The 23,821-nt window shown below is 68.8% G+C and carries 20 protein-coding genes and 1 other RNA gene; 3 read left to right on the top strand and 18 right to left on the bottom strand.

Features of this window, described 5'->3' with window-relative positions:
* Positions 1-59 precede the first annotated feature (59 nt).
* Together ssrA and ACNI14_RS04755 are read right to left on the bottom strand one after the other, a co-directional pair.
* Positions 60-427: a transfer-messenger RNA gene (ssrA, locus tag ACNI14_RS04750) on the bottom strand.
* Between the two features lie 80 nt (positions 428-507).
* On the bottom strand, positions 508-1,068 hold the full coding sequence (locus ACNI14_RS04755; RefSeq protein WP_420518790.1) for a TetR/AcrR family transcriptional regulator: 561 nt from the start codon (positions 1,066-1,068) through the stop codon (positions 508-510).
* 136 nt (positions 1,069-1,204) lie between these two features.
* Here ACNI14_RS04755 and ACNI14_RS04760 point away from each other — a divergent pair, with 136 nt between their 5' ends.
* Complete coding sequence (locus ACNI14_RS04760) at positions 1,205-3,853, top strand: MMPL family transporter (protein WP_420518791.1); 2,649 nt, start codon at positions 1,205-1,207, stop codon at positions 3,851-3,853.
* 116 nt (positions 3,854-3,969) lie between these two features.
* Positions 3,970-4,947, top strand: coding sequence for a serine hydrolase domain-containing protein (locus tag ACNI14_RS04765; RefSeq protein WP_420518793.1), 978 nt, complete (start codon positions 3,970-3,972; stop codon positions 4,945-4,947).
* A gap of 30 nt (positions 4,948-4,977) precedes the next feature.
* Here ACNI14_RS04765 and ACNI14_RS04770 read toward each other — a convergent pair whose 3' ends face one another.
* The 13 genes from ACNI14_RS04770 to ACNI14_RS04830 all read right to left on the bottom strand — a co-directional run bounded on the left by ACNI14_RS04770 (position 4,978) and on the right by ACNI14_RS04830 (position 18,842).
* Positions 4,978-6,891, bottom strand: a complete 1,914-nt coding sequence (locus tag ACNI14_RS04770) for a DUF2207 domain-containing protein (RefSeq protein WP_420518794.1) — start codon at positions 6,889-6,891, stop codon at positions 4,978-4,980.
* Positions 6,892-6,934: 43 nt separating this feature from the next.
* On the bottom strand, positions 6,935-7,399 hold the full coding sequence (gene smpB, locus ACNI14_RS04775) for an SsrA-binding protein SmpB (protein WP_420518796.1): 465 nt from the start codon (positions 7,397-7,399) through the stop codon (positions 6,935-6,937).
* A gap of 75 nt (positions 7,400-7,474) precedes the next feature.
* On the bottom strand, positions 7,475-8,842 hold the full coding sequence (locus ACNI14_RS04780; protein ID WP_420518798.1) for a M23 family metallopeptidase: 1,368 nt from the start codon (positions 8,840-8,842) through the stop codon (positions 7,475-7,477).
* On the bottom strand, positions 8,839-9,750 hold the full coding sequence (gene ftsX, locus ACNI14_RS04785; protein WP_420518800.1) for a permease-like cell division protein FtsX: 912 nt from the start codon (positions 9,748-9,750) through the stop codon (positions 8,839-8,841). The genes ACNI14_RS04780 and ftsX overlap by 4 nt, the downstream gene beginning before the upstream one ends.
* Before the next feature lie 10 nt (positions 9,751-9,760).
* Positions 9,761-10,453: a cell division ATP-binding protein FtsE gene (ftsE, locus tag ACNI14_RS04790; RefSeq protein WP_420518801.1), complete on the bottom strand. Its 693-nt coding sequence runs from the start codon at positions 10,451-10,453 to the stop codon at positions 9,761-9,763.
* 307 nt (positions 10,454-10,760) lie between these two features.
* Positions 10,761-11,870, bottom strand: a complete 1,110-nt coding sequence (gene prfB, locus ACNI14_RS04795) for a peptide chain release factor 2 (protein ID WP_420518802.1) — start codon at positions 11,868-11,870, stop codon at positions 10,761-10,763.
* A 92-nt stretch (positions 11,871-11,962) separates the two neighbouring features.
* Positions 11,963-12,391 (bottom strand): hypothetical protein, encoded by a 429-nt coding sequence (locus ACNI14_RS04800; protein WP_420518803.1) that lies wholly within the window; start codon positions 12,389-12,391, stop codon positions 11,963-11,965.
* A 138-nt stretch (positions 12,392-12,529) separates the two neighbouring features.
* Entirely contained in the window at positions 12,530-13,165 is a 636-nt protein-coding gene (locus ACNI14_RS04805; protein WP_420518804.1) for a hypothetical protein, read from the bottom strand.
* A gap of 42 nt (positions 13,166-13,207) precedes the next feature.
* Positions 13,208-13,744, bottom strand: a complete 537-nt coding sequence (locus ACNI14_RS04810) for a hypothetical protein (protein ID WP_420518806.1) — start codon at positions 13,742-13,744, stop codon at positions 13,208-13,210.
* A 162-nt stretch (positions 13,745-13,906) separates the two neighbouring features.
* The gene (locus tag ACNI14_RS04815; RefSeq protein ID WP_420518807.1) at positions 13,907-14,107 is read right to left on the bottom strand and encodes a hypothetical protein; all 201 of its coding nucleotides are present in this window, start codon (positions 14,105-14,107) and stop codon (positions 13,907-13,909) included.
* A 200-nt stretch (positions 14,108-14,307) separates the two neighbouring features.
* Positions 14,308-17,043: a bifunctional acetaldehyde-CoA/alcohol dehydrogenase gene (gene adhE / locus ACNI14_RS04820; RefSeq protein ID WP_420518809.1), complete on the bottom strand. Its 2,736-nt coding sequence runs from the start codon at positions 17,041-17,043 to the stop codon at positions 14,308-14,310.
* A 267-nt stretch (positions 17,044-17,310) separates the two neighbouring features.
* Positions 17,311-17,442 (bottom strand): MFS transporter small subunit, encoded by a 132-nt coding sequence (locus ACNI14_RS04825; RefSeq protein ID WP_420518810.1) that lies wholly within the window; start codon positions 17,440-17,442, stop codon positions 17,311-17,313.
* Between the two features lie 2 nt (positions 17,443-17,444).
* Positions 17,445-18,842, bottom strand: coding sequence for an L-lactate MFS transporter (locus tag ACNI14_RS04830; protein ID WP_420518812.1), 1,398 nt, complete (start codon positions 18,840-18,842; stop codon positions 17,445-17,447).
* Between the two features lie 192 nt (positions 18,843-19,034).
* Between ACNI14_RS04830 and ACNI14_RS04835 the strand changes: the two genes are divergently transcribed.
* The gene (locus tag ACNI14_RS04835) at positions 19,035-20,003 is read left to right on the top strand and encodes an SLAC1 anion channel family protein (RefSeq protein ID WP_420518814.1); all 969 of its coding nucleotides are present in this window, start codon (positions 19,035-19,037) and stop codon (positions 20,001-20,003) included.
* Between the two features lie 15 nt (positions 20,004-20,018).
* Here ACNI14_RS04835 and ACNI14_RS04840 read toward each other — a convergent pair whose 3' ends face one another.
* From ACNI14_RS04840 to pflB, 3 genes are all read right to left on the bottom strand, one after another.
* Positions 20,019-20,435 (bottom strand): rhodanese-like domain-containing protein, encoded by a 417-nt coding sequence (locus ACNI14_RS04840; protein ID WP_420518815.1) that lies wholly within the window; start codon positions 20,433-20,435, stop codon positions 20,019-20,021.
* 43 nt (positions 20,436-20,478) lie between these two features.
* The gene (gene pflA / locus ACNI14_RS04845; protein WP_420518816.1) at positions 20,479-21,306 is read right to left on the bottom strand and encodes a pyruvate formate-lyase-activating protein; all 828 of its coding nucleotides are present in this window, start codon (positions 21,304-21,306) and stop codon (positions 20,479-20,481) included.
* An 89-nt stretch (positions 21,307-21,395) separates the two neighbouring features.
* The gene (gene pflB, locus ACNI14_RS04850) at positions 21,396-23,672 is read right to left on the bottom strand and encodes a formate C-acetyltransferase (RefSeq protein ID WP_420518817.1); all 2,277 of its coding nucleotides are present in this window, start codon (positions 23,670-23,672) and stop codon (positions 21,396-21,398) included.
* Positions 23,673-23,821 lie beyond the last annotated feature (149 nt).

Below are 23,821 nucleotides of genomic sequence, written 5' to 3' on the forward strand. Positions count from 1 at the left end.
GCCGCCGCGCTTCACAGACGGGAGCACGGCGGCCTTTCGGTCACCTACCAGGGATGAAAGCGTGGAGATGGCGGGAATCGAACCCGCGTCCGCGTGCACGACGACAGGTATTCTCCGGGCGCAGTCTGAATTATCAGTATCTCGGACCCGCACTGCCTTCAGACAAGCTGTGCGATAGCCCCAGTCACCTAAGAGTCCCCCACCCCCCGGTGACGAAGGGGTGGAGCAAGTTCCCTAGATGACGCCAGGAACCAAGCCGGGAACGAGCCTGGGCTGACGGACTTCTACGCTCGCTTAAGCAGCGAGGGCGAAGTCGGTGCGCTTGGAATCGGCACCTATTGGTTTGCCACGATCGTTAACGAGATAACGTGACGTCCTCGGCCCGCTTCCCCTGAAGAAAGCACACACGTCGAAACCGATCATCCCCTGTGCAGTTGTCCCTCCAGTGTACGCCGCCGCACCGACACGTATCAACGGCCGATGCGCGGGCCGGCTTCACCGGCTCCGTCACCGAGGCCCGTACGGATCGGGCGGGCCCATGATGATGCGCCACACCCACAGCGCGGCATCGCTCACCGGCGCGCGCGGCTCGCGCTCGAGCCAGGCCCCGATGACGCCCACGATGGACCCCGCCACTCCCGCCGCGATGACGTCGATCGGCACGTCGCGGTCGCGCTCGGCCACCGTCTGCGCGGAGTCGTACACGGCGTCGTGCACGTGCTGACGCAGACGCGCCAGCACCACGCCCGAGCCCGGCTCCGAGAACACGCGGCGGTAGAGCTCGGCGTGCTCGTCGATGTGGCGCAGGAACGTGACGAGCACTGCGGGAGGCTCACGGGTCCACTCGTCGATGCATCGCAGCTCCGCGCCCGCCTCCTGAGCAACCCGGTCGAGGGCGTCCGCCAGCAGCGTCTCCTTGTCGGAGTAGTGCTGATAGAAGGTGCTGCGGTTGACCCCGGCGCGCTGCGCGATGTCGCTGATCGACACGTGGTCGACCCCGCGCTCCCGCGCGAGCGCGAAGAGCGCACCCTGCAGGCTGCGGCGGGTTCGTGCGATGCGTGCGTCCACCCGGAGATTGTGCACCCTCGGGAGCGACTTCACCAACCGATAACCGACACCTGTCGTGTAAGTCACCGATGCGGGTTACACTTTTCGCAGGCATCGTCGCCGCTCACTCGTCCCCTCACCTGAGAAAGGCTCTGACGTGGCCAACCTTCTGTTCCGCATCGGTCGTGGCTCCGCCGCGAGGCCGTTCGTCGCCATCATCGCGTGGCTCGTGGCGCTCGCCGCGGCCGTCGGCGGGTTCTTCGCCTTCGGCGGCACGCTGACCGACAGCTTCACCATCCCGGGCACCGAGACCCAGCGCGTCTCCGACCAGCTGTCCGAGGAGATCTCGGGACTCGACGGCGCCTCCGCCCGCGTGGTCTTCGAGTCCGAGGACGGCTCGGAGCTGACGGCGGACCAGCAGGGACAGGTCAGCGCGGCGCTGGAGTCGGCCACCGACGTCGACACCGTGTCCGGGGTGGTCGACCCGTTCACGACGGCCGCCGAGCTCGACGCGCAGGTCGCCCAGCTCGAGGCGGGAGCCGAGCAGATCGAGACCGCCCGCGCCGAGATCGAGGCCGGCCAGGCGCAGATCGACGCGGGGCTGGCCGAGCTCGAGGCCGGCCAGGCCCAGTTGGACGAGGGCCAGGCACAGCTCGACGAGGGTCAGGCACAGCTCGACGCCGCCATCCAGCAGGCCCAGGACGCGGGCGTGTACGAGTCTCAGCAGCAGCAGTTCGAGGCGCAGCAGGCAGAGCTGGATGCCCAGCAGGCCGCCCTCGACGAGCAGCAGGCGCAGATCGACGCCGGGCTCGAGGAGATCGCCGCACAGCAGTCCGAACTCGACGCGGGCCTGTCGGAGCTGGAGGTGCAGGCGACGCAGGTCGACCTGGGTCGACAGCTCGCGGAGGACGCCTCCGGGATTCGCACGGTGTCGGAGGACGGCTCGACGGCCCTGGGCGTGGTGCAGTTCAGCGCCAGCGGGTTCGACCTCCCGCAGGAGGACAAGGAGGGCGTGATCGACGCGATCGAATCGGCCCCGCTGGACGGCGTCGACGTGTACTTCTCCGCTGAGATCGCGACGTCCGTCGACGGCATCCTGGGGATCGGCGAGGTCGTGGGCGTGATGCTTGCGCTCATCGTGCTGCTGGTGATGATGCGCACCTGGCTGCCCGCCATCCAGCCCATCATCACGTCCATCATCGGCGTCGGCGTGGGCGTCGCGACCGCGCTGTCCTTCTCCGACGTCACCGAGATGTCCTCCGTGACCCCCGTGCTGGGCGTGATGCTCGCGCTCGCCGTGGGAATCGACTACTCGCTGTTCATCGTCAACCGTCATCGCAAGCAGCTCAAGCGCGGCATGGAGACCTACGAGTCGATCGGCCTGGCCAACGGCACGTCGGGCAACGCGGTGGTGTTCGCCGGCTCCACGGTGCTGATCGCCCTGCTCGCCCTCAACGTCACCGGGATCCCGTTCCTGGGCGTGATGGGTTCCGTCGCCGCCTTCTGCGTCGCGATCGCCGTCCTGGTGGCGGTCACGCTCACGCCCGCCCTGCTGGGCCTCACCGGCACGCGGGCCATCTCCAAGCGATCCCGCGACAGGATCGGCCACCCCGAAGAGGCAGAGAAGCCGCTGACGCCCATGCGCACCGGGCGCGCCGTGGCCGCTCTGGCCGTCTCGGCCGTGGCCCTCGCGGTCATCGCCATCCCATCCGCGTCCATGCGGCTCGGCCTGCCCGATGGCACCCAGGAACCCGAGGACTCGACGCAGTACCAGGCGTACACCACGATCGACGAACGGTTCGGCGAGGGGCTCAACGGCACCCTGCTCGTGACGGCCGACCTGCCCGAGGCCGTCTCCGAGGACGGCGTGCTCGCGACGCAGGTGGCGATCCAGGACGCGATCACGGCGCAGAGCGACGTCGCCGCCGCCGCGCCCGCCGGGGTCTCCGACGACCGGGACTTCCTGGCCTTCCAGGTGATCCCCCAGGAGGGGCCGTCCAGCCAGTCCACCGAAGAGCTGGTGAACGCGTTGCGTGCGCTGTCGCCGCTCGACGTCGAGGTGGAGGGCGCCGACCTGAGCGGCACAGCAGATCTGAACGGCACAGCGATCGGAGTGGCCGGGTCAGCATCGGGCAACATCGACGTGTCCGAGAAGCTCGACGAGGCGCTGCCCCTGTACCTCGCGGTGGTGGTGGGCCTGTCGCTGGTGATCCTGATCGTCGTGTTCCGCTCGCTGCTGGTGCCGCTGATCGCGACGGCCGGGTTCGTGCTCTCGCTGTTCGCGGCCTTCGGCGTCGTGACTGCGGTCTACCAGTGGGGCTGGCTCGCCGACATCTTCGGGGTGCATTCGCCCGGCCCGGTCCTGAGCTTCCTGCCCATCCTGCTCACGGGAATCCTGTTCGGGCTCGCGATGGACTACCAGCTGTTCATCACCTCCGGAATGCGCGAGGCGTACGTCCACGGGGCGAACGCTCGCCAGGCCGTCGTCGCCGGCATGCACAACGGGCGCGCGGTGGTGACCGCAGCGGCGATCATCATGGCGTCGGTGTTCGGCGGCTTCGTGTTCTCCCACATCTCGATGATCAGGCCCATGGGCCTGGGGCTCGCGATGGGTGTGCTGCTCGACGCGTTCGTGGTGCGCATGGTCATCGTGCCCGCTCTCATCCACGTGGCGGGCGAACGCGCCTGGTGGCTGCCGGGCTGGCTCGACCGCCTGCTCCCGAACGTGGATGTCGAGGGTTCGGCGCTCGAGCGCTCGCACCCGATCGCCCACACTCAGGAGCCGGAGACCTCCGGCGGCCGCTGACGGCAGGCTGACGCTCTCGTGGGGGACGCAGACCATCGTGTCCCCCACGAGATGTCACCTCAGACCGTCCTCACGGCCGATGCCGGCCCCACGCCGAGCCGCCTAGCGTGGACGGCATGGCACCCGATATCGACGCGATCCGTTCCCGGCTGAGCGATCGGCACGACCGCATCCTCATCGCCGCCGTCGCTGCCGGCGAGGGTGCGCACCGCACGTACGGCGCGCCGGAGGATGTGGATGCCGAGATCGGCTCGGTCTCCAAGGGCATCACCGGTCTGCTCTACCGGGACGCGGTGGACCGCGCAGAGGTGACGCCGGAGACCACCCTCGGCGATGCGTTGAAGCGCCCCGAGGGCAACTACGCCAAGGTGACGCTGGGGGCGGTCGCCACCCACGCATCGGGCCTGCCGCCGCAGCCGCCGTACGGCGGACCCCGCACGCTCATGCGGCGCACCTGGCACATGTGGCGCCACGGCGAGAATCCATACGGCGACAGCGTCGACGCTCTGCTCGACGAGGCCGCCGACGTCCGGCTCGGGCGGCCCACGTTCAGGTACTCCAACCTCGGCTTCGAACTGCTGGGCGCCGCGCTCGCGCGCACGGCGGGGATGACGTTCGAGGACCTGGTGCGCACCCGGATGGCCGAGCCGCTGGGGCTCACCGGTGTCACGGTGCCGTCGTCCGCCGCACGCCTGTCGCCATCCTCGCTGCGGGGCCGCGCGAAGGGCGGGCGGGCGCATGAGCCGTGGACGGGCGAGGCCATCGGGCCCGCAGGCGGAGTGCGCGCGACGGCCGCCGACCTCGAGGCCCTGCTCACCGGGCTGCTTGAGGGCCACGCGCCCGGCATCACCGCTCTCGACCCGGTGGCCGACGGGCCAGGCAGGTCCCGCATCGGCGCCGCCTGGCTCACCACTCCGGTGGCCGGCTCCTCGGTGACGTGGCACAACGGGCGCACCGGCGGCTTCGCCTCGTGGGTGGGGATGGACCGCGAGGCCGGAGTGGGTCTCGCCCTGGTGTCCGCCACCGCGGTGAACGTCGACTCCGCGGGCTTCGCGGCGTTGGCCCGTCTGCGAGACGAGTCGGTCGCCACATAGCCGTCCCGACCCTTCAGGCCGGCGTGGGTCTCACCAGCCCCCGCCGCCGCCTCCGAAGCTCCCGCCGCCCGAGAAGCCGCCGCCGGAGGAGAACCCGGATCCGGTGCTCGAGCCGGCGGTCGGCGTCGAGATCGCGGAGTCCGCGCGCGACGTGAAGTCCTGCATCTGGGTGCCGAAGCTCTGGTGGTAGAGCCAAAACCCCGCGCCGTAGTGCGCGCCGTACCACGTGGGCGATGGCACGTCGTAGCCCTCCTTGGCCAGCGCCGCGAACTTGTCGGACCACTTGTCGGCGATCCCGAACGCGATCGCGTACGGCAGATACGCGCTGAAGACGTCGTGCCCCTCCTCGAAGCGCAGCCGGTGGGCGTCGGCCGTCTCGAGGAAGAGCTTGAAGCCCTTGGTCTGGGCGAGAATGCGCGTGCCCTCCGCCGTGCGAGCGGGCGCCTTGCCCGTGAGCACCAGCGCCACGATCGACACGATCACGACCGGCAGCCCCACGAGGGCCCAGCGACTGTTGGCGGCGATCACCAGCGTGCCGATCGCCCCGGCCACGAGCCCCACGAGTGCGGTCGTGGCCCAGGCGACCCGAGCTGACTGCGGATTCCGGTGGAACCAGCCACGGTCGGTGACGTCCGCGTACAGCTCCTTCTGGACCTTGGCGAGGTCCGCCGCGAACGTGGCCTTCAGGTCCGTGAGCGTCACCTCGTCGCGGCCGTCGAAGATCGAGTCGAAGAGCGTGCGACCGTACGCCGGCATCGCGTCGTCGCCCTCGCGGAGTTTGACCAGGGTGTAGTCGTCGGGGTCCTGATCATCGCCCACGGGGTCGATGCGGAGGTAGCCCCGCACGGCCTGGTCCACGATGGTCGCCGTCACGTCGCGCACGTCGGCCTTCTCGTCCAGCAGGGTGCCCAGCTGTCCCGGCCTGAGGCCCGCGGGCGGCTCGAACTGCACCGCGACCGGCTGTCCGCCGGTCACGTGACGCGTGGCCGCATCGGCCTCGGACACCGGGCCGAGCCCGGGGGTGAGCTCCGCGTACCTGCGGTCCACGGCGGTGCGACGGAAGTACAGCGCCAGCGCGCCGAGGCCCAGGGTGAGCATCGCGACCGAGATGCCCACCGTCGCCGGCGTGATGGCGAAGGCCCGCACGAGGTCGTTCTCGATGCGGGTGTGCTGCGTGGTGTCGAAGGACCCCTCCGGGTAGAGGGCGGCGACCGTCATGGGCTCTCCGGGCTCGAGTCCCGAGGCCGCGAAGGTGACGGAGTCGGCGGGCTCCCCCACTGCCTCACAGCCGCCGCGTCCGCCCTGCGGACCCGCGAAGCACGCGACCTCGGTGGCCGCCACCGGAGCCTCGACCGTGATCGACGCCTCGCGGATGGGCGTCTCCCACCCGGTGCCGATCGCGTCCCAGTAGAACTCGTCGCCGGCGACCGCCGCGTCCGTCTCGCTCGCCGCGGTCGCCCTCATCGCGTGGGCGACCGAGTAGGTGATCGCGTAGGTCTGGACTCCCGAGACGTCGTCGACGTCCTCGTCCCCGATCCGCACGACCAACGTGCTGCCCTGCGCGTCGACGTCGAGGTCGTCGGGCGCGCCGGATGGGCTGGCGGCGGTGATGCCGGTGACGTCGAACAGCCGCTCGTAGCCGTCCTCGATCGGCTGCGCGGTGGGCAGCGTGAACACCACGCCGTGGCCCGGCTCGTCGCCGAAGTCGAAGTCGATCTCAGTGCGCACGTCCACCGAGCCGTCATCGTGGAGCGAGTACGTCGCGTCCCACCGGAGCACTTGGCGCCCCTCGTCGCCGTCCGGGCCGACATCGTCGCCGGCCGATGCGGCGGCGGGCAGGGCGGACACGGCCAGCGCGAGGGCGCTGGCGCACGCGACGATCACGGCGCGCAGGATGGCGGCGGTCGCGGGGCGCGACATGATGCGGAGGGCAAGGGAGGGCATGCCTCCATTGTGCCGAGGGTCGCCGGCTGCGCCGACCGGAATCCTAAGTGTTGCGACGCAGGCTCATGGCCCGCTGTGCCTCACGGTCGTCCTGCTTCTGGCGCAGCGTCTGGCGCTTGTCGTAGAGCTTCTTGCCTCGCCCGATGCCGATCTCGACCTTGGCGCGACCCTTCACGAAGTACAGCCGCAGCGGCACGATCGTGAAGCCCTTCTCGCGGGTCTTGATCATCAGCTCGTCGAGCTCGGTGTGGTGCAGCAGCAGCTTGCGACGGCGGCGCGGAGCGTGGTTGGTCCACGTGCCCTGCGTGTACTCGGGAATGTGGATGTTCTCGAGCCATGCCTCGTTGTTGTCGACGTAGATGTATCCCTCGCCGATCGCGGCACGGCCCTGACGCAGCGCCTTGACCTCGGTTCCCTGGAGGACGATCCCGGCCTCGTAGGTCTTGTCGATGAAGTAGTCGTGACGTGCCGACCTGTTGGTCGCGACGATCTTCTGCTCGTCTGTCATGACTCACCTCCTCGAGTTCCGTTCGCGCGCATGCGGGGACGTTCGAGTATAGATGCCAAGCGGCGGGCGGAGCTCTTAGGGGAAGTTCGGGAGCAGGGTCTCCGGGTCCACCACGTTGCCGCTCACGTAGACCTCGAAGTGCAGGTGACAGGCCGTCGAGGAACCGGTGTTGCCGGAGTACCCGATCAGGTCCCCGCGCGACACCCGTTGGCCACCGCCGACCGCGAACCGCGAGAAGTGGTTGTAGTTCGTGATCACGGACTTGCCGCCGATGATCCCGTGGTCGATCAGCACCTGGTTGCCGTAGCCGGCCTTGTACGTCGCCCACTCCACGGTGCCCCCGGCGGAGGCGTAGATGGGAGTGCCGCAATAGGCGCGCAGGTCGGTCCCCGCGTGCAGGCGCGCGTAGCCGTAGATCGGGTGGATGCGGGTTCCGAAGGACGACGTCTTGTACGGAACCTTGGTCGGGAAGGCGAGAGACCCCTTGGTGAGTTTGTCGCTCTCGGCCGCCGCCTCGTCGCGCGCACGTGCCGCGGCCGCGCGCCTCGCGGCCTCGCGCTCCTCCGCCTCGCGCTTCTTGGAGTACAGGTTCTGCACCTGGTTGCGCAGCTGCTGCTGGAGCTCCTCGTTCTCCTGCTGCTGCGCGAGGAACGCGGAGCGCTGGGACTCGAGGTAGTCACGCAGCTCCTGCTGCTCGTCGAGCAGCGCCTGCACCTCGTCGCGAGCCTCCTCAGCGACGTCGCGCGCCGCCTGGAGCTCGATCACCAGCGCATCGGCCTCGGCCTTCAGCTCGACGATGTACTCGCGCACCGCCTCTTGACGGGCGCCCCGGTTGCGATTGACTGCAGCGATCTCCTCGAGCTCGCCCAGCGCGTTGCTCTGCACGCGCGCCGCCGACTGCTGTGCCGTGTACTCGTCGATGAAGTCCTGGGTGTCGGCCGAGCCGAACACGATCGCGAGTCCCGCCGAGCCGTCGTTGCCCTTGTACGTCTCGCGGGCGATGGCTGCAACGAGCGCCTCGAGGTTCGCGGTGCGCTCCTCGTCCTCGGAGATCTGGACGCTGATGGCGCGGTCCTGCGCCTCTGCGGCCGTCAGCTTGTCCGCCACGATGCCCTGCTCGATGATGGCCGAGTCGACCTCGCGCTCGGCCTCCTCGAGCTGGGCCTGCAGCACGGGGAGCTCCTCCTCGAGCGCACGCAGCTTGGCGTCCGCCTCGACGATCCGCGCATCGGTGTTCTCGAGCTCGTGCGCGAGCTCCTCGGCACGCCGCTCGGCGGCCTCGCGCTCACGCTCGGTCTCGTCGATCTCATCCTGATAGTCGTCGGGCGACGTCTGCTGCACGCTCTGCGGCGAGAGCGCCGAGGCGCCCACGGCGTAGCCGCCGAGGATGGCGGCGACGAGCATCGCGACGATGAGCAGGGACAGTCGGCGGGTGGCGGTCATGCGCGCGTGTACCTCCCGAGCGTGGCAAGTGAGGCGAGGGCGGCGAGGCCCACCGCGATCGCGAGCAGCCACGGGGCCACGGTCCACACATCGTCGCGGCCCACGTAGTCGACCCACGCGATCGAGCCGTGCAGCCAGTCCTCGATGAAGTAGCGCGCAGCGAGCCACAGACCCCCGATGGCCATGAACGCGCCCAGGGTCGCCGCAACAGCGCCCTCGAGCATGAAGGGCATCTGTATCAGGCTCTTCGATGAACCGACCATGCGCATAATCGTAGTCTCACGACGACGGCTCAGAGCACTCAACCGGATGGTCGTGGTGATGAGCAGCACCGCGGCGAGCATCATGACCGCGGCGAGGCCGGCGGCGATGAACGTGGCCGCGTTGAGGAACCGGAACAGCTCGTCGAACACCTCGCGCTGATCATTCACCTCCTCGACGCCGGGCAGGCCCTCGGTGGCATCGGCCACGACCTGAAACTGTTCGGGGTCGGTGAGCTTGACGCGGAACACGGGACCCAGGTCCGCGGGCTCGAGCTGCGAGTAGACGCCGGTCTCGTCGGCACCCACGATGTTCTCGAACACCTCTTCGCGGGTCTCGTAGTAGACCTCGTCGACGATGTCGGCGACGGATCCCTCCTCGAGCACCGAACGGATGTCGTCCTCCTGGTCGGGCGACACGGGCCCGGCGGCGCACTGCTCGTACAGCGAGTTCTCGGGGCACAGGAAGATCGACACCTCGACCTCGCCGTACCAGGCGTCACGCAGCTGCTGCACCTGCATCTGGGTGAGCGCAGCGGCGCCCACGAAGGTGAGCGACACGAACGTGACGAGCACGACGGACAGCGCCATCGTCGAGTTGCGGCGCAGTCCGCTCGCGACCTCGCCCAGGATGAACCGAATTCTCATGCCGCGCGCCTCACACCGTCTCCAGGCCGTACACGCCGCGGTCCTGGTCGCGGACGAGCCGTCCGCCCTTGAGCTCGATCACGCGCTTGCGCATCTGGTCCACGATCTCGTCGTCGTGCGTCGCCATCAGCACGGTGGTGCCCGTGCGGTTGATGCGGTCGAGCAGGCGCATGATCCCCACGGACGTGCCGGGGTCGAGGTTTCCGGTCGGCTCGTCGCACAGCAGGATCGGCGGGTGGTTGACGAAGGCGCGCGCGATCGCGACGCGCTGCTGCTCGCCGCCGGAGAGCTCGTGCGGCATGCGCCGCTCCTTGCCCGCGAGCCCCACCAGCTCGAGCATCTCAGGCACGTTCGTCTGGATGTCCCGCTTGGACTTGCCGATCACCTGCAGCGCGAACGCCACGTTCTGGTAGACGGTCTTGTTGGGCAGCAGCCGAAAGTCCTGGAACACGGCGCCGATCTCGCGGCGCAGGTGCGGCACTCGCCAGCTCGACAGCCGGTTGAGGTGGCGCCCCGCGACGAACACGTCGCCCGCGGTCGAGCGCTCTTCGCGCAGGATGAGCTTGAGGAAGGTCGACTTGCCGGACCCCGAGGAGCCCACCAGGAAGACGAAGTCGCCTCGCTCGATCTCCACGGAGATGTTGTCGAGGGCAGGCCTCGCTCCACGCGTGTAGACCTTGCTGACGTTATCGAGTCGAATCATGCCACCGGACGCGAGGGGTTGGACTCGCGCTTCCTGCAGGGTAAGAAGCCCCGCACGCCCCTTACCGTAGGCGCGCCGATGCGGTCGATGCGACATGGATCACACCCGTCCGGTCCAGCCGAGGGCTCGCACAGGGAGATCACCCCCGGATGGCATCGATCAACCAGGGACGGGAGGTTGCAGAGACGGTGAAGGCATCAAGCAATCCCCCACCCATCTCGGCAGAAGTCGAGGCCGCGATAGCCGACTATCCGGATCAGGTCCGCGGCTGCATCGGGCCCGCCGCTGACGGGCCGGCGGACGGCCCTCAGTCCGCGTCGACCTGCTGGCGGCGCCAGCGGATGCCCGCGTCGATGAACCCGTCGATGTCGCCGTCGAACACGACCTGGGGGTTGCCCACCTCGTGGCCCGTGCGCAGGTCCTTCACGAGCTGCTGGCCGTACAGGAAGTAGGAGCGCATCTGGTCGCCCCAGCTCGCCTTGATGTCTCCGGCGAGCTCCTTCTTCTGCGCGGCCTCCTCCTGCTTCTTGAGCAGCAGCAGCCGGGACTGGAGCACGCGCATCGCGGCGGCACGGTTCTGAATCTGGCTCTTCTCGTCCTGCATCGATACGACCAGGCCCGTCGGAAGGTGAGTGATGCGCACCGCCGAGTCCGTGGTGTTCACGGACTGACCGCCCGGCCCCGAGGAACGGAACACGTCGACCTTGATGTCCGTCTCCGGCACCTCGATGTGGTCGGTGCCCTCGATGAGCGGGATCACCTCGACCGCCGCGAAGCTGGTCTGGCGCTTGTCGGCGGAGCCGAACGGGCTGATGCGGGCCAGGCGGTGCGTGCCGGCCTCGACGGACATGATCCCGAAGGCGTACGGGGCCGAGATCTCGAACGTCGCCGACTTGATGCCGGCCCCCTCCGCGTAGGAGGTGTCGAGCACCTTGGTCGCGTAGCCGTGGCGCTCGGCCCAGCGCAGGTACATGCGCAGCAGCATCTCTGCGAAGTCCGTAGCGTCGTCTCCGCCGGCGCCGGAACGGATCGTGACGACGGCGTTGCGCTCGTCCCACTCGCCGGTCATGAGAGTGCGGACCTCCATCGCGGACAGGTCCGCGCGGAGCTTCAGGAACTCGTCATCGGCCTCGGCGAGAGTCTCGGCGTCGTCGCCCTCGACGGCCATCTCGACCAGCACCTCGAGGTCGTCGATACGCTGGCGGAACGTGCTCAGTCGGTCGAGCTCGGACTTGGTGTTGCTGAGCTTCTGGGTGACCGCCTGAGCGTTGTCCTGGTCGTCCCACAGGTCCGGAGACGCGGCCTGATCCTCGAGCTCTGCCAGTTGAGAGCGCAGGGTGTCGGGATCGGTCACGGCCTCGATCTGGTCGAAGGTCGTGCGCAGTGCTGAGATCTCTGCAGGAAAGTCGGTAGCCACGACGGTCAAGTCTACTGGCGGTGGCACGGCCGAGAGAGTTCAGCCACGCCACCGCCGCCGACCCGGTGCCCGTGAGCGGGCCACCGCACCCGTCAGCACGACAGGTCGAAGGATCCCTCTTCGGTGTCGCCGTCCTGGTTCTCGAAGGTGGCCTCCCCGCTGGCACGGCTCCCCTCGGCGTCGACGTCCAGCGACGTGATCTCGCCAAGGTTCTCGCTCGCCTCCCAGTACACGTCGTCCACTTCGACATACACGTGGTCATCGTCGCCGCCGAGGGTGGCATCGAGAACGTCGACGTCGGTGCCGATGCTGCTCACCATCAGCACACCGGGTTGGTCTGGGTTCTGGGAGCATAGGAGCTGGACGTCGAGCTCATCGGCCCCCACCGTGATATCGGGACCCGAGGCCTCGCCGCCGGACGCGTCTGCTCCGTCCTCGGAGTCTCCCGCGCCGCAGGCGCCGAGAGCGAGCGCCGCTCCCGCCACCATCACCGTGCCCCGTGCAGTTGCCCTCATCGACATGCTGTTCTCCTCCTCCGGCGCGTGCCAGCGCCTCTCCTCTCGTGTTCATATGGAGTGACGGCCGGTGCCGTCACGGCTTCTCGGGTCGTGTCAGCGGTCATCCGCCGGTCGACGTCGGAGCGGCGCCGCCTGCTCGCATCAGCAGAAGAACTCGAACCGGCCGGACTCAGACGCGGGGTCGATGTCGCCGCCCATGTGGAAGGCGAACGTGCCCTCTCCTGATGCCCCGGCGGCGTCGTAGCTCACGCCCGAGAGCGACCCGATGCTGAACCCTCCGACCTCGCTCATCGCGGACCACTGGCCGCTGTCACCGGCATCGAACATCGCGAATGCCACGTCCGGCGGGTCCTCCGCCGAACCCACGCCGAACACCCCGCCGATCGTCACCATGCCCGCATACGGTCCCGTCGCGTCGCCGCCGAACTCGAAGCCGCCGTCATTGCGGCTGCACTCCATCGATTCGGCCTCGTAGCGCACGTCCCCGAACTCGACGTAGCTCACCTGGCCCGAGCCGGAATCCGCGCCGGCCTCCGCGCTCGGCGCGACGGCCCCGCCGCCGGTGGGAGTGGGTTCGGGTTCGGGAGAGGCGGGCTCCTCCGGGGCGGGCGTGGACGTGGTGTCAGCCGTGGGGCTGGGGCTCTCGCTGATCTCGGATCCTCCCGCGCCCACCTCTGCGGAATCATCGGTGCCGCACGCGGCCAACGCGAGCACCAACGCCACCGCGCCCGCTGCTCTGAAGGTGCGGCCGATGATGTGGTCAGGTGGATGCGACATGTCGTCCTCGGTGTAGGGCGGGCGGGTGAAGGGTCGTGCGGCTCAGAGACCGGTGCAGACGAGGTCGAAGGTCCCGTCCGCGGTCTGTCCCGTATCGTCCTCGAAGACGGCGGAGCCGCTCGCGGCGCCCCCATCGACATCGACGTCGAGGCTCAGCAGCTCCCCGTAGTCGCCGTTCGAGTCTGTCCGCCACGTGGTTCCATCAATCGCGAGAGAGATGCTGTCGACGGGGTCGCCCGCGCCGAAAGCGGCGGTGAAGGGGCCCGGGGCGGCCGCGCCGGTCATCGCGAGGTCGACCACGTCGCCCCCAAGCGTGCAGAGAATCGTGTACTCGTAAGTGGCGCCCGCGAGAACCACCGTGCTGTCGTCGGGAAGCCCCTCGCCCGTCGAGTCCGACCCCTCGGCGGCGTCCGCGCCCGCCGTACCGGGATCGGCATCCGTCTCGGTCTCGGCGCTGGTCTCGATCTGCAACGCGCCCTCATCGCCGTCGTCTGCGTCGTCGCCTGCGCCACACGCGGTCAGCAACAGGGCGGCCCCCGTCAGCGTGACCATTGCGGCGGCTGAGGTCCGAAGTGCCATGTTCGTGCGCTCCATCCGGTCGGAAGTCGTGCGAAAGCGTGAGCCCTGGCCCGCCACCTTTGCGGGTCACCGCGCGTACCGCAAGCCCGGCGCTCACACGGCGCTCACATGCGACTGGCCCCGCCCCCTGACGTGGGGGCGGGGCCAGCGGCGCGGAGGAGGCTAGTCCTCTTCGTTCACTTCTTCGTCGAGCTCCTCGACGCCTTCTTCAAAGCCCTCTTCGAGTTCCTCGGCGCCCTCCGACACCTCGGCGGTGGACTCGTCGACCACGTCGCCGGCGTCGGCGTCTCCGCAACCGGTGAGACCGAGCGTCAGGATGCCGGCCCCGACCAGAACTGCTGCGTGCTTGCGTATAGCGATCATGCTGCACCCCTTTCGTCGGTACGCCACCGACAACCGCATCGGCCGTACCCGCATTCCGCGAGGCACAGGGCCGATGCGGGACATACGAAAGCCCCGGCGCTTGGGAATCGCGCCGGGGCTGTCGCTCGCGCCGGGTGTGTCCTGACCGGCGACGGTTCACGGATCACGCTCGCGGGGCGACTGCCCCGCGAGCGCTCCGACTACTTCGCGGCCTTCTTGGTCTGCGCCTTCTTGGCGGCAGGGGCCTTCTTCTCGGCGCCTGCGGCCGAGGGGGCCTCGGCGACCACGCGGCCCTTGGCCTCCTCGTAGGTGATGCCGTAGTAGGCGGCCTCCATCATGACCTTCATGTCAGCGAGCATCGGCACGCGCGGGTTGGCCGGTGCGCACTGGTCCTCGTAGGCGTTCATGGCCAGCGTGTCGAGCGAGGACATGAAGTCCGTCTCGTCCACGCCCACCTGCTTGAAGGACCGCTCGATGCCCACCTTGTCGCGCAGCTGCTCGACGGCGACGGCGTAGGCCTCCACGGCCTCCTCCGGGGTCGAGTGCGCGAGACCGAGCATCTTCGCGATCTCCTGGAACCGCTCCGGCGCCACGTAGGACTCGTACTTGGGCCATGAGGTGGGCTTGGTGGGGACGCGACCGTTGTAGCGGATCACGTGCGGCAGGTAGATGGCGTTGGTGCGGCCGTGCGCGACGTGGAACATCGAGCCGGTCACGTGGCTCATCGCGTGGACGAGCCCCAGGAACGCGTTGCCGAACGCCATGCCGGCGATCGTCGCGGCGTTGTGCATCTTCTCGCGCGCCTTGACGGCGCTGCCGCCCACGGTCACGGACTCCTCGATGTTCTCGAACACCAGGCGGATCGCCTGCAGCGCCATGCCATCGGTGAAGTCGTTGGCGTAGACCGAGACGTAGGCCTCGGTCGCGTGGGTGAGCGCGTCGAATCCGGAGTCGGCCGCGACCCGCGAAGGCAGGTTCGCCGTCAGCACCGGGTCGATGATCGCCACGGTGGGAGTGAGCGCGTAGTCGGCCAGCGGGTACTTGCGCCCGGTGTCCGTGTCGGTGATCACCGCGAACGGCGTCACCTCCGCGCCGGTGCCCGAGGTGGTCGGGATGCACACCAGCTTGGCGAGCTCGCCCAGCTTGGGGAACGTGAATGCGCGCTTGCGGACGTCGAAGAACTTCTCCTTCAGGTCCGAGAACACCACGTCCGGGTGCTCGTACATGAGCCACATGACCTTCGCGGCGTCCATGGGTGAGCCGCCGCCCAGGGCGATCAGGGTGTCGGGCTTGAAGGCGCGGAGCACCTCGGCACCGGCCTTGACGGTGTTGATGGACGGCTCCGGCTCGACGTTGTCGATGATCTGGACGGACACGCCGTTGCTGCGGCGGTGGAGCACGTCCAGGATCTTGTCGACGAGGCCGATCTGCGTCATGGTCGCGTCCGTGATGATCGTGACGCGCTCGACGTCCGGCATGTCGCGCAGGTACTGGATCGAGTTGGGCTCGAAGTACGTCTTCGCGGGCACCTTGAACCACTGCATGTTGTTGTTCCTCCGGCCGATGCGCTTGACGTTGATGAGGTTCACGGCGGTGACGTTGGAGCTCACGGAGTTCTTGCCGTACGAGCCGCAGCCGAGCGTCAGCGACGGCATGAAGGCGTTGTAGATGTCGCCGATCCCGCCCTGGCTGGAGGGCGAGTTGGTGATCACGCGGACCGCCTTGACGCGACGGCCGAACTCCTGGATCAGGTCCTTGTCCTCCGCGTGGATCGCGGCGGAGTGGCCAAGGCCGTGGAACTCGACCATCTGCTCGGCGAGCGACACGCCCTGCTCGGTGCTCTCGGCACGCAGGACGGCCAGAACCGGGCACAGCTTCTCGCGGGTCAGGGGCTCGGACTCGCCCACGAGGGAGACCTCGGCCAGGATGATCGAGGTCTCCTCGGGGACCTCGAAGCCGGCCTGCTCGGCGATCCACTGGGGGCTCTTGCCCACGACGGCGGGGTTGAGCTTGGCGCCGGCGCAGTTCTCGCCGTTGGCCTGGACTCCGAAGATCAGCTCCTCGAGCTTGGCCTTCTCCTCCGGGGTGACCCGGTAGGCGTGCAACCTGTCGAACAGCGCCATGGCGTCGTCGTAGATGGACGCGTCGAGGATCGCGGCCTGCTCGGAGGCGCACACCATGCCGTTGTCGAAGGCCTTGGAGACCACGATGTCGTTGACGGCGCGCTTGAGGTTCGCCGACTCGTGCACGTAGGCCGGCACGTTGCCGGCGCCGACGCCCAGAGCGGGCTTGCCGCAGCTGTAGGCCGCCTTGACCATCGCGTTGCCGCCGGTGGCCAGGATCATCGCGACGCCGTCGTGGTTCATCAGGGCGTTGGTGGCCTCGAGCGACGGCACCTCGACCCACTGGATGCAGTTCTCGGGGGCGCCGGCCTCGATCGCCGCGTCGCGCACGATGCGGGCGGCGGCCACGGAGGACCGCTGCGCGCTCGGGTGGAAGGCGAAGATGATCGGGTTGCGGGTCTTCAGCGCGATGAGCGACTTGAAGATCGCGGTCGACGTGGGGTTGGTGACCGGGGTGACGCCGGCGACCACGCCCACGGGCTCGGCGATCTCGGTGATTCCCAGGATCGGGTCCTCGTTGATGACGCCCACGGTCTTCATGGTGGCCATCGAGTGGGTCACGTGCTCACACGCGAAGATGTTCTTCACGGCCTTGTCCTCGAACACGCCGCGGCCGGTCTCCTCGACGGCCATGACGGCGAGCGCGCCGTGCTGGTTCAGCGCCGCGACGGACGCCTTCTTGACGAGCAGGTTCACGTCGTCCTGCGTGAACGTCGCGTACGCCGCGAGCGCCTGCTGGGCGTTCTCGACGAGTTGGTCGATGGCGTCGGCGACCGCAGTGACGGTGGCCGGCGACTCAGTGGTGGCGGTCATCTCGATTCCTTCCGAGGGAGGACGCGGGGTGCGCCCTGATGCTTAGACGCTATGCCCGCCGATCGCGATTTCTCAGGGGCAATGGTCCCGGGGACCTAGGGCCCACGGCCGATGCCGGGGCTGGGTTGTCTCGGCGCGCGGAAAGGGCGGCACTTCCGTGAGGAAGTGCCGCCCTGTGCGCCTTGTGCGCCCTGCAAGGTGTTCAGTGCCCGGATACTGTGGTTTTGGACACCGAGGACCTGATGAGGCGCGCGATGGGGTCTCCGGTCAGCCGGTGAACAGCGCCGCGGCCTTGATCGCCGTCTGCGTCACGCCGTAGATGAGGCCGGACCCCACCACCACCCACAGCCCGAGGGCCAGGGGGTTGTTGCGGGTCGGGGCCGTCTTCTTGGTCGTCATGATCATCCCTTCGTCTCTGCGAGCGTGGGCAGCTCGGCGGCGTCTTCTGAGGCGTCCTTGGACGCGTCGAGCTCGTGGTCGGGCACGGCGTCGGCCTTCTCGTGCCACTTCGCCGCCACGGGCTTGACCAGCAGGTTGGCGATGAAGCCCACCACCAGCACGCCCACCATGATCAGCAGCGACGGCCGGTACAGCTCGCCGCCCTCAAGCCCCTGCGCCTCGAGATTGTCGAGCACCGAGTTGACGATCAGCGGCCCGGCCACGCCGGCGGCGGACCAGGCGGTCAGGAGCCGCCCGTGGATCGCGCCCACCTCGAACTCGCCGAACACGTCCTTGAGGTAGGCGGGGATGGTGGCGAAGCCGCCGCCGTAGAAGCTGATGATCAGCACCGCCAGCGGCACGAACAGCACCATCGCGGAGGGGCCCGCGATTGCGATGATCACGTACGCGACGGCCCCCACACCCAGGTACATCACGTACGTGAGCTTGCGTCCCATGACGTCCGACAGGCTCGACCAGCCGATGCGGCCGGCCATGTTGGCCAGCGACAGCAGCCCCACGAACCCGGCGGCCGCCGCAGCGGTGATGGCGGGGAAGAAGTCCTCCACCATGGGCTTGGCGTTCTCGAGGATGCCGATGCCGGCGGTGACGTTCGTGAACAGCACGATCCACAGCAGCCAGAACGCGGGGGTCTTGATCGCGTTGGTGGCGCTCACCTGGCCGCCGCTGGAGAGACTCTTCCGGCGCGTGGAGGGCACGTAGCCGGCGGGCGCCCAGCCCTTGGGGGGCACGCGCACCACGGCGGCGCCCGCGAGCATCAGCAGGAAGTAGATCCCCCCGAGCGTGAGGAAGGCCGGAACGAGCGCATCGGCCGGTGTGGCCGCGTAGGTGCTGAGCAGGTACTGCGAGAGCGGAGCGGCGACCATCGCGCCACCGCCGAAGCCCATGATCGCGAGACCAGTGGCGAGGCCCGGGCGGTCCGGGAACCACTTGATGAGGGTCGAGACGGGCGAGATGTAGCCCATGCCGAGCCCGATGCCGCCGAGGACGCCGTAGCCGAGGTAGACGAGCCACAGTTGGCCCATCGAGACGCCCAGCGACGCGACGGCGAAGCCTGCGCCCCAGGCGAATGCGGCGAGCACCATCGCGGCACGGGGGCCGGTGCGCTCCATCCACCGGCCGCCGAAGGCTGCGGACAGGCCGAGCATCACGATCGAGATCGAGAAGATCATGCCGATCTGCGTGTGGCTCGCGTCGAAGCGCTCGATCAGCGCGTCCTTGAAGACGCTGAAGGCGTACACCTGGCCGATGCTCAGGTGCACGGCGAGAGCGGCCGGCGGCACCATCCAGCGGTTGTATCCGGGCGGAGCAATCGTGCTCTCGCGACTCAGAATGGACATCATCGTTCTCCCTCCGGGGAACTGGTTCGATGCCCACCATCGTTGCCTGCCCGCGGCCCTTCTCCCAGGGACTTAGGTCACTTCGAGCGGAGCCTGTGCGGGCAGGCGCGCTCGCACGCGACGTACCGCCTGGTGCATAGGCTGGAGTCGGTCCCGGTGCCGAGAGTTCGGCACGTCCCGTGAGGAGAACCGATGCCCGACGTCAGCCGCCCGTCCGTCGCCCACCTGCCCGTGGGGGCCTTCGCCATGGTCATGGGCATAGGCGGGCTCGCCGCCGCCTGGAACCGTGCCTCAGACGCCTGGCCGGTGCCCGGCGCCATCGGTGCCGTCCTGGCGTGGACCGCGGTCGCGGTGCTGGCAGCGCTGCTCATCGCGTACGGAGTGAAGACCGTGAGGCACCCGCAGGTGGTCGCAGCCGAATGGCGCCACCCCATCCGCACGGCCTTCACCGCCACGATCCCGATCGCCACGCTCGTCACCGCGGTGGGGCTGCAGCCCCACCATGGACCCACATCCGCCGTGCTGTGGTGGGCAGGCGCCGGCACCATGCTGCTCGTCTCCGTGTGGGTCATCCGCACGTGGTCCACGGACGCCCAGCTCACGCACGTCCATGTCCATCCGGCATGGTTCATCCCGGTGGTCGGCAACCTCGTGGTGCCGCTCGCGGGAGTCGAGCACGCACCCGTCGACATTTCGTGGTTCTTCTTCGGCGTCGGGATCCTGTACTGGCTCGGCCTGCTCCCGATCGTGCTGACGCGGCTGTTCGTCCACGGCGTCATCCCGCCGCGACTCGCCCCCACGCTGGCCATCATGGTCGCGCCTCCCGCGGTCGCGGCGATCGCCTGGGTGCGCCTGGGCGGGGAGTGGTCGGACCCGTTGGGTCGCATCCTGCTGGCCGTGACGCTGTTCAACATGATCACGCTGGCCGTCCACGCGGGAGCGCTGCGCGCGGCGCCCTTCGCGCTGCCCGCGTGGGCCTACACGTTTCCCCTGGCCGCGGCTGCGGTCGCGTTCATCTCCGCCTTCCACGAGGGGTCGGGCGATTTCTACGCGTGGGCGGGCGGCGTCACGCTGGCGCTGGCGAGCGCATTCGTGCTGGCGCTCGCGGTGCGTACGGCCCATGGCTTCCGTACTGGGGAGCTGCTTCAGCCCGAGCCCTGAGCCCTGGCGGGCGCGTCAGCTGGCCAGGTCGCCGTTCCAGGCGAGGATGCCGCCCTCGAGCCCCACGGTGCCCGTGAGGCCCGCCTCTGCCATCTGGTCGATGGCCACGCGGGAACGGTTGGCGGACTGGCAGTAGACGGCGTAGGCGCCGTCCGAGTCCAGCTCAGCGACCGCATCGGCGAAGGTGGGCGACGACACGTCGATGTTGACCGCGCCGGGAAGGTGGCCCTCCGCGAACTCACCCGGCGTGCGCACGTCGACGACGGTGACGCCCTCGGCCTCCGCGGCCTCCGCGAAGGCCGTGCTTGCCACGTGCGCTCCGTCGAACGCGACAGGACCGTCGGTGCCGGCGTCCTCACCGGTCGTGCATGCGGACAGGGCAAAAGCGGCGAGCACGGCAACGATGGCCGCGCGCATGGTGCGAGTGTTCATGAGGTGAAGTATACCCCTAGGGGTATATGTCTGCGCAACGCCGTCACGCCACCGTGACCGGCAGGTCGTAGGACTCGAGCTGCGCCTTGACGCGCGCGATCAACTCGTCCGAGGGGGGCTTGGCGTCCGAGAGCAGGTACGGCTCGCCGGTCGCCTCCCACTTGTACTCGCCCATCTGGTGGAAGGGCAGGATCTCCATCCGCTCCACCCCGTCGAGAGTCGAGACGAACTCGCCGATGGCGTCGACGTTGTCCTCGGCGTCGGTGAGGCCCGGCACCAGCACGAACCGCACCCACATCTTCTTGCCCAGGCGCGACAGCCGCTCCGCGAAGTCCAGCGTGGGCTGCAGGGGCCGGCCCGTGACCTGCTTGTAGGTCTCCGGCAGGCCCGACTTGATGTCGAGCAGCACGAGGTCGATGTCTTCGAGGTCCTCGTCGGTCAGGCGCGAGCCGAGCAGGCCCGCGGTGTCGAGCGCGGTGTGGATGCCGAGCTCGTGAGCCTGGTGGAAGACATGCGTGACGAACTTGGACTGCAGCAGGGGCTCGCCGCCGGAGATGGTGAGCCCGCCGCCGGTCACATCCATGACCTTCTGGTAGCGAGTGAGGCGCTGCATGACCTCATCGACGGTGTGACGGACGCCGTTCTTCATGCGCCACGTGTCCGGGTTGTGGCAGTACTGGCAGCGCATGCCGCAGCCGGCCATGAACACGGTCATGCGGGTGCCGGGTCCGTCGGCGCCGATCACCAGGTCCCACGAGTGGATGGAACCTGCCGTGTGGTCGACGATCCTCTCGGATTCGGCCATCTCGGCGTCCGCAACCTCCATGGGCGGTCCTGGCTTGATGTTGACCGATACGGGGCTGTCGGTCATCGTGCACCTCCTCAGGCGCGAGTCGGGGACTGTTTCGTTCGAGGTGCACCGTCCCGGCGTCGGGACGGTGCACCTCTCCCGGCAACGGCTCAGAGGCCGCCGTGGAAGGTGCGCGAGAGCACGTCGAGCTGCTGCTCGCGGGTGAGCCGCACAAAGTTCACGGCGTATCCGGAGACCCGGATCGTCAGCTGCGGGTACTTCTCCGGGTGCTCCATGGCGTCCTCGAGCGTCTCACGGTTGAGCACGTTGACGTTCATGTGGAAGCCGTGGGAGACCGAGTACGCGTCGAGCACGCCCACCAGGTTCTGGATCTGCTCCGGCTTGTCGCGGCCCAGACCGGCGGGCACCACCGTGGTGGTGAGCGAGATGCCGTCCTGAGCGTCCGCGTACGGCAGCTTCGCGACCGACAGCGCCGAGGCGACGATGCCGTGAGTGTCGCGGCCGTTCATCGGGTTGGCGCCCGGAGCGAAGGGCTCGCCCAGACGGCGACCGTCGGGGGTGTTGCCGGTGTGCTTGCCGTAGACCACATTCGAGGTGATGGTCAGCACCGACTGCGTGTGCTTCGCGCCGCGGTAGGTGGGCTGCTCGCGCACCTTCGACATGAAGCGCTGCACCAGCTCGACCGCGATGTCGTCGACCCGGTCGTCGTCGTTGCCGAAGGTGGGGTACTCCCCCTCGACCTCGTAGTCGACCGCGAGTCCGGTCTCGTCCCGGATGGGGCGGACGGTCGCGTACTTCATCGCGCTGAGCGAATCGGCGGCCACGGACAGGCCGGCGATGCCGCACGCCATGGTGCGCAGGATCGAGCCGTCGTGCAGCGCCATCTCCAGGCGCTCGTAGGCGTACTTGTCGTGCATGTAGTGGATGCAGTTGAGGGCGTCCACATACGTCTGCGCGAGCCAGTCCATGAGGCCGTCGAACGCGGCGAGGGCCTCGTCGTAGTCGAGCACCTCCCCCGTCAGCGGGGCGCTCACCGGGGCCACCTGGTTGCCCGAGATCTCGTCCCGGCCGCCATTGATCGCGTAGAGCATCGCCTTGGCGAGGTTGACGCGGGCACCGAAGAACTGCATCTGCTTGCCGACCTCCATCGCGGACACGCAGCACGCGATGGCCGCGTCGTCCCCGCACTGAGAGCGGATCAGCTCGTCGGTCTCATACTGGATCGACGAGGTGTCGATCGACACCTGCGCGCAGAAGTCCTTGAACCCCTGGGGCAGCTTCTCGGACCAGAAGACCGTCAGGTTCGGCTCGGGGGCGGGGCCCAGGTTGTACAGGGTCTGGAGGAACCGGAACGAGCTCTTGGTGACCAGCGGCCGGCCGTCGTCGCCGATGCCGCCGATCGACTCGGTGACCCACGTGGGGTCGCCCGAGAACAGGGCGTCGTACTCGGGCGTGCGCAGGAACCGGACGATCCTCAGCTTGATGACGAAGTCGTCCACGACCTCCTGGATCTCGGACTCGTCGAGCGTGCCCTCGGCCAGGTCGCGTGCCGCGAAGACGTCCAGGAACGTCGAGGTGCGGCCCAGCGACATCGCGGCGCCGTTCTGCTCCTTGACCGCGCCCAGGTAGGCGAAGTACAGCCACTGGACGGCCTCGCGGAAGTTGCTCGCCGGGCCCGAGATGTCGTAGCCGTAGCTCGCCGCCATCTGCTTGAGCTCCTGGAGAGCACGCACCTGCTCGGCGTTCTCCTCGCGGTCGCGGATCACGTCCTCGGTGGAGCGGTCCATGTCGAGGCCCATGCGCTCGGCCTTCTTGGCCGCGATGAGCGCGTCCACGCCGTACAGCGCCACGCGGCGGTAGTCGCCGATGATGCGGCCGCGGCCGTAGGCGTCCGGAAGTCCAGTGATGATGTGGGAGCGGCGAGCCGCGCGCACGTTCGGCGGGTAGACGTCGAACACGCCCGCGTTGTGGGTCTTGCGGTACTCGCTGAAGATCTTCTCGAGCTGAGGGTCGACCTCGTAGCCGTAGGTCTCCAGGGCGTTGGCGACCATGCGCCAGCCGCCGTAGGGCATGATCGCGCGCTTGAGCGGCGCATCGGTCTGGAGGCCGACGATGACGTCCTCGCCCTCACGCACGTAGCCCGGACCGTGGGCGGTGATCGAGGAGGGAGTGGTGGCGTCGACGTCGTAGACGCCCTTCTCGCGCTCCTGCGGGAACAGCGCCGTGATGGACTCCCAGGCGCGAACGGTGCGCTCGGTGGGGCCTTCGAGGAATGAGGCGTCGCCCTCGTACGGGGTGTAGTTGGCCTGGATGAACCCACGCACGTCGATGCCGTCGGACCACGGTCCGCGCGCGAACGAGCGCCATTCGGCCTCGTGTGCGGCGGAGTCGGCGGCTGCGGTGGTGGGGATGTCGGTGGCGGTCATGGTGTTGTCCTCCCTGGTGAGACTCGTCCCGTGGGTGGCGGTGCGAGCCGGTCCATGTACTGCGCCGTGGCGTCCTGGTCGGGTGCCATCGGCGATACCTCGACGCTACGCCTGCGCATGGACCCGTGCCTGGGACCTACGGCCCTCGC

The sequence above is a fragment of the Demequina pilifera genome (assembly GCF_048814985.1).
In the GTDB taxonomy this organism is placed as follows: domain Bacteria; phylum Actinomycetota; class Actinomycetes; order Actinomycetales; family Demequinaceae; genus Demequina.

What these genes read in the sequence shown, in the direction of transcription:
- ACNI14_RS04765 (WP_420518793.1), top strand. Translation starts at nt 3,970, where the DNA reads ATGGCACCCGATATCGACGCGATCCGTTCCCGGCTGAGCGATCGGCAC.
- ACNI14_RS04770 (WP_420518794.1), bottom strand. Translation starts at nt 6,891, where the DNA reads ATGCCCTCCCTTGCCCTCCGCATCATGTCGCGCCCCGCGACCGCCGCC.
- smpB (WP_420518796.1), bottom strand. Translation starts at nt 7,399, where the DNA reads ATGACAGACGAGCAGAAGATCGTCGCGACCAACAGGTCGGCACGTCAC.
- ACNI14_RS04780 (WP_420518798.1), bottom strand. Translation starts at nt 8,842, where the DNA reads ATGACCGCCACCCGCCGACTGTCCCTGCTCATCGTCGCGATGCTCGTC.
- ftsX (WP_420518800.1), bottom strand. Translation starts at nt 9,750, where the DNA reads ATGAGAATTCGGTTCATCCTGGGCGAGGTCGCGAGCGGACTGCGCCGC.
- ftsE (WP_420518801.1), bottom strand. Translation starts at nt 10,453, where the DNA reads ATGATTCGACTCGATAACGTCAGCAAGGTCTACACGCGTGGAGCGAGG.
- ACNI14_RS04800 (WP_420518803.1), bottom strand. Translation starts at nt 12,391, where the DNA reads ATGTCGATGAGGGCAACTGCACGGGGCACGGTGATGGTGGCGGGAGCG.
- ACNI14_RS04805 (WP_420518804.1), bottom strand. Translation starts at nt 13,165, where the DNA reads ATGTCGCATCCACCTGACCACATCATCGGCCGCACCTTCAGAGCAGCG.
- ACNI14_RS04810 (WP_420518806.1), bottom strand. Translation starts at nt 13,744, where the DNA reads ATGGCACTTCGGACCTCAGCCGCCGCAATGGTCACGCTGACGGGGGCC.
- ACNI14_RS04815 (WP_420518807.1), bottom strand. Translation starts at nt 14,107, where the DNA reads ATGATCGCTATACGCAAGCACGCAGCAGTTCTGGTCGGGGCCGGCATC.
- adhE (WP_420518809.1), bottom strand. Translation starts at nt 17,043, where the DNA reads ATGACCGCCACCACTGAGTCGCCGGCCACCGTCACTGCGGTCGCCGAC.
- ACNI14_RS04825 (WP_420518810.1), bottom strand. Translation starts at nt 17,442, where the DNA reads ATGACGACCAAGAAGACGGCCCCGACCCGCAACAACCCCCTGGCCCTC.
- ACNI14_RS04830 (WP_420518812.1), bottom strand. Translation starts at nt 18,842, where the DNA reads ATGTCCATTCTGAGTCGCGAGAGCACGATTGCTCCGCCCGGATACAAC.
- ACNI14_RS04835 (WP_420518814.1), top strand. Translation starts at nt 19,035, where the DNA reads ATGCCCGACGTCAGCCGCCCGTCCGTCGCCCACCTGCCCGTGGGGGCC.
- ACNI14_RS04840 (WP_420518815.1), bottom strand. Translation starts at nt 20,435, where the DNA reads ATGAACACTCGCACCATGCGCGCGGCCATCGTTGCCGTGCTCGCCGCT.
- pflA (WP_420518816.1), bottom strand. Translation starts at nt 21,306, where the DNA reads ATGACCGACAGCCCCGTATCGGTCAACATCAAGCCAGGACCGCCCATG.
- pflB (WP_420518817.1), bottom strand. Translation starts at nt 23,672, where the DNA reads ATGACCGCCACCGACATCCCCACCACCGCAGCCGCCGACTCCGCCGCA.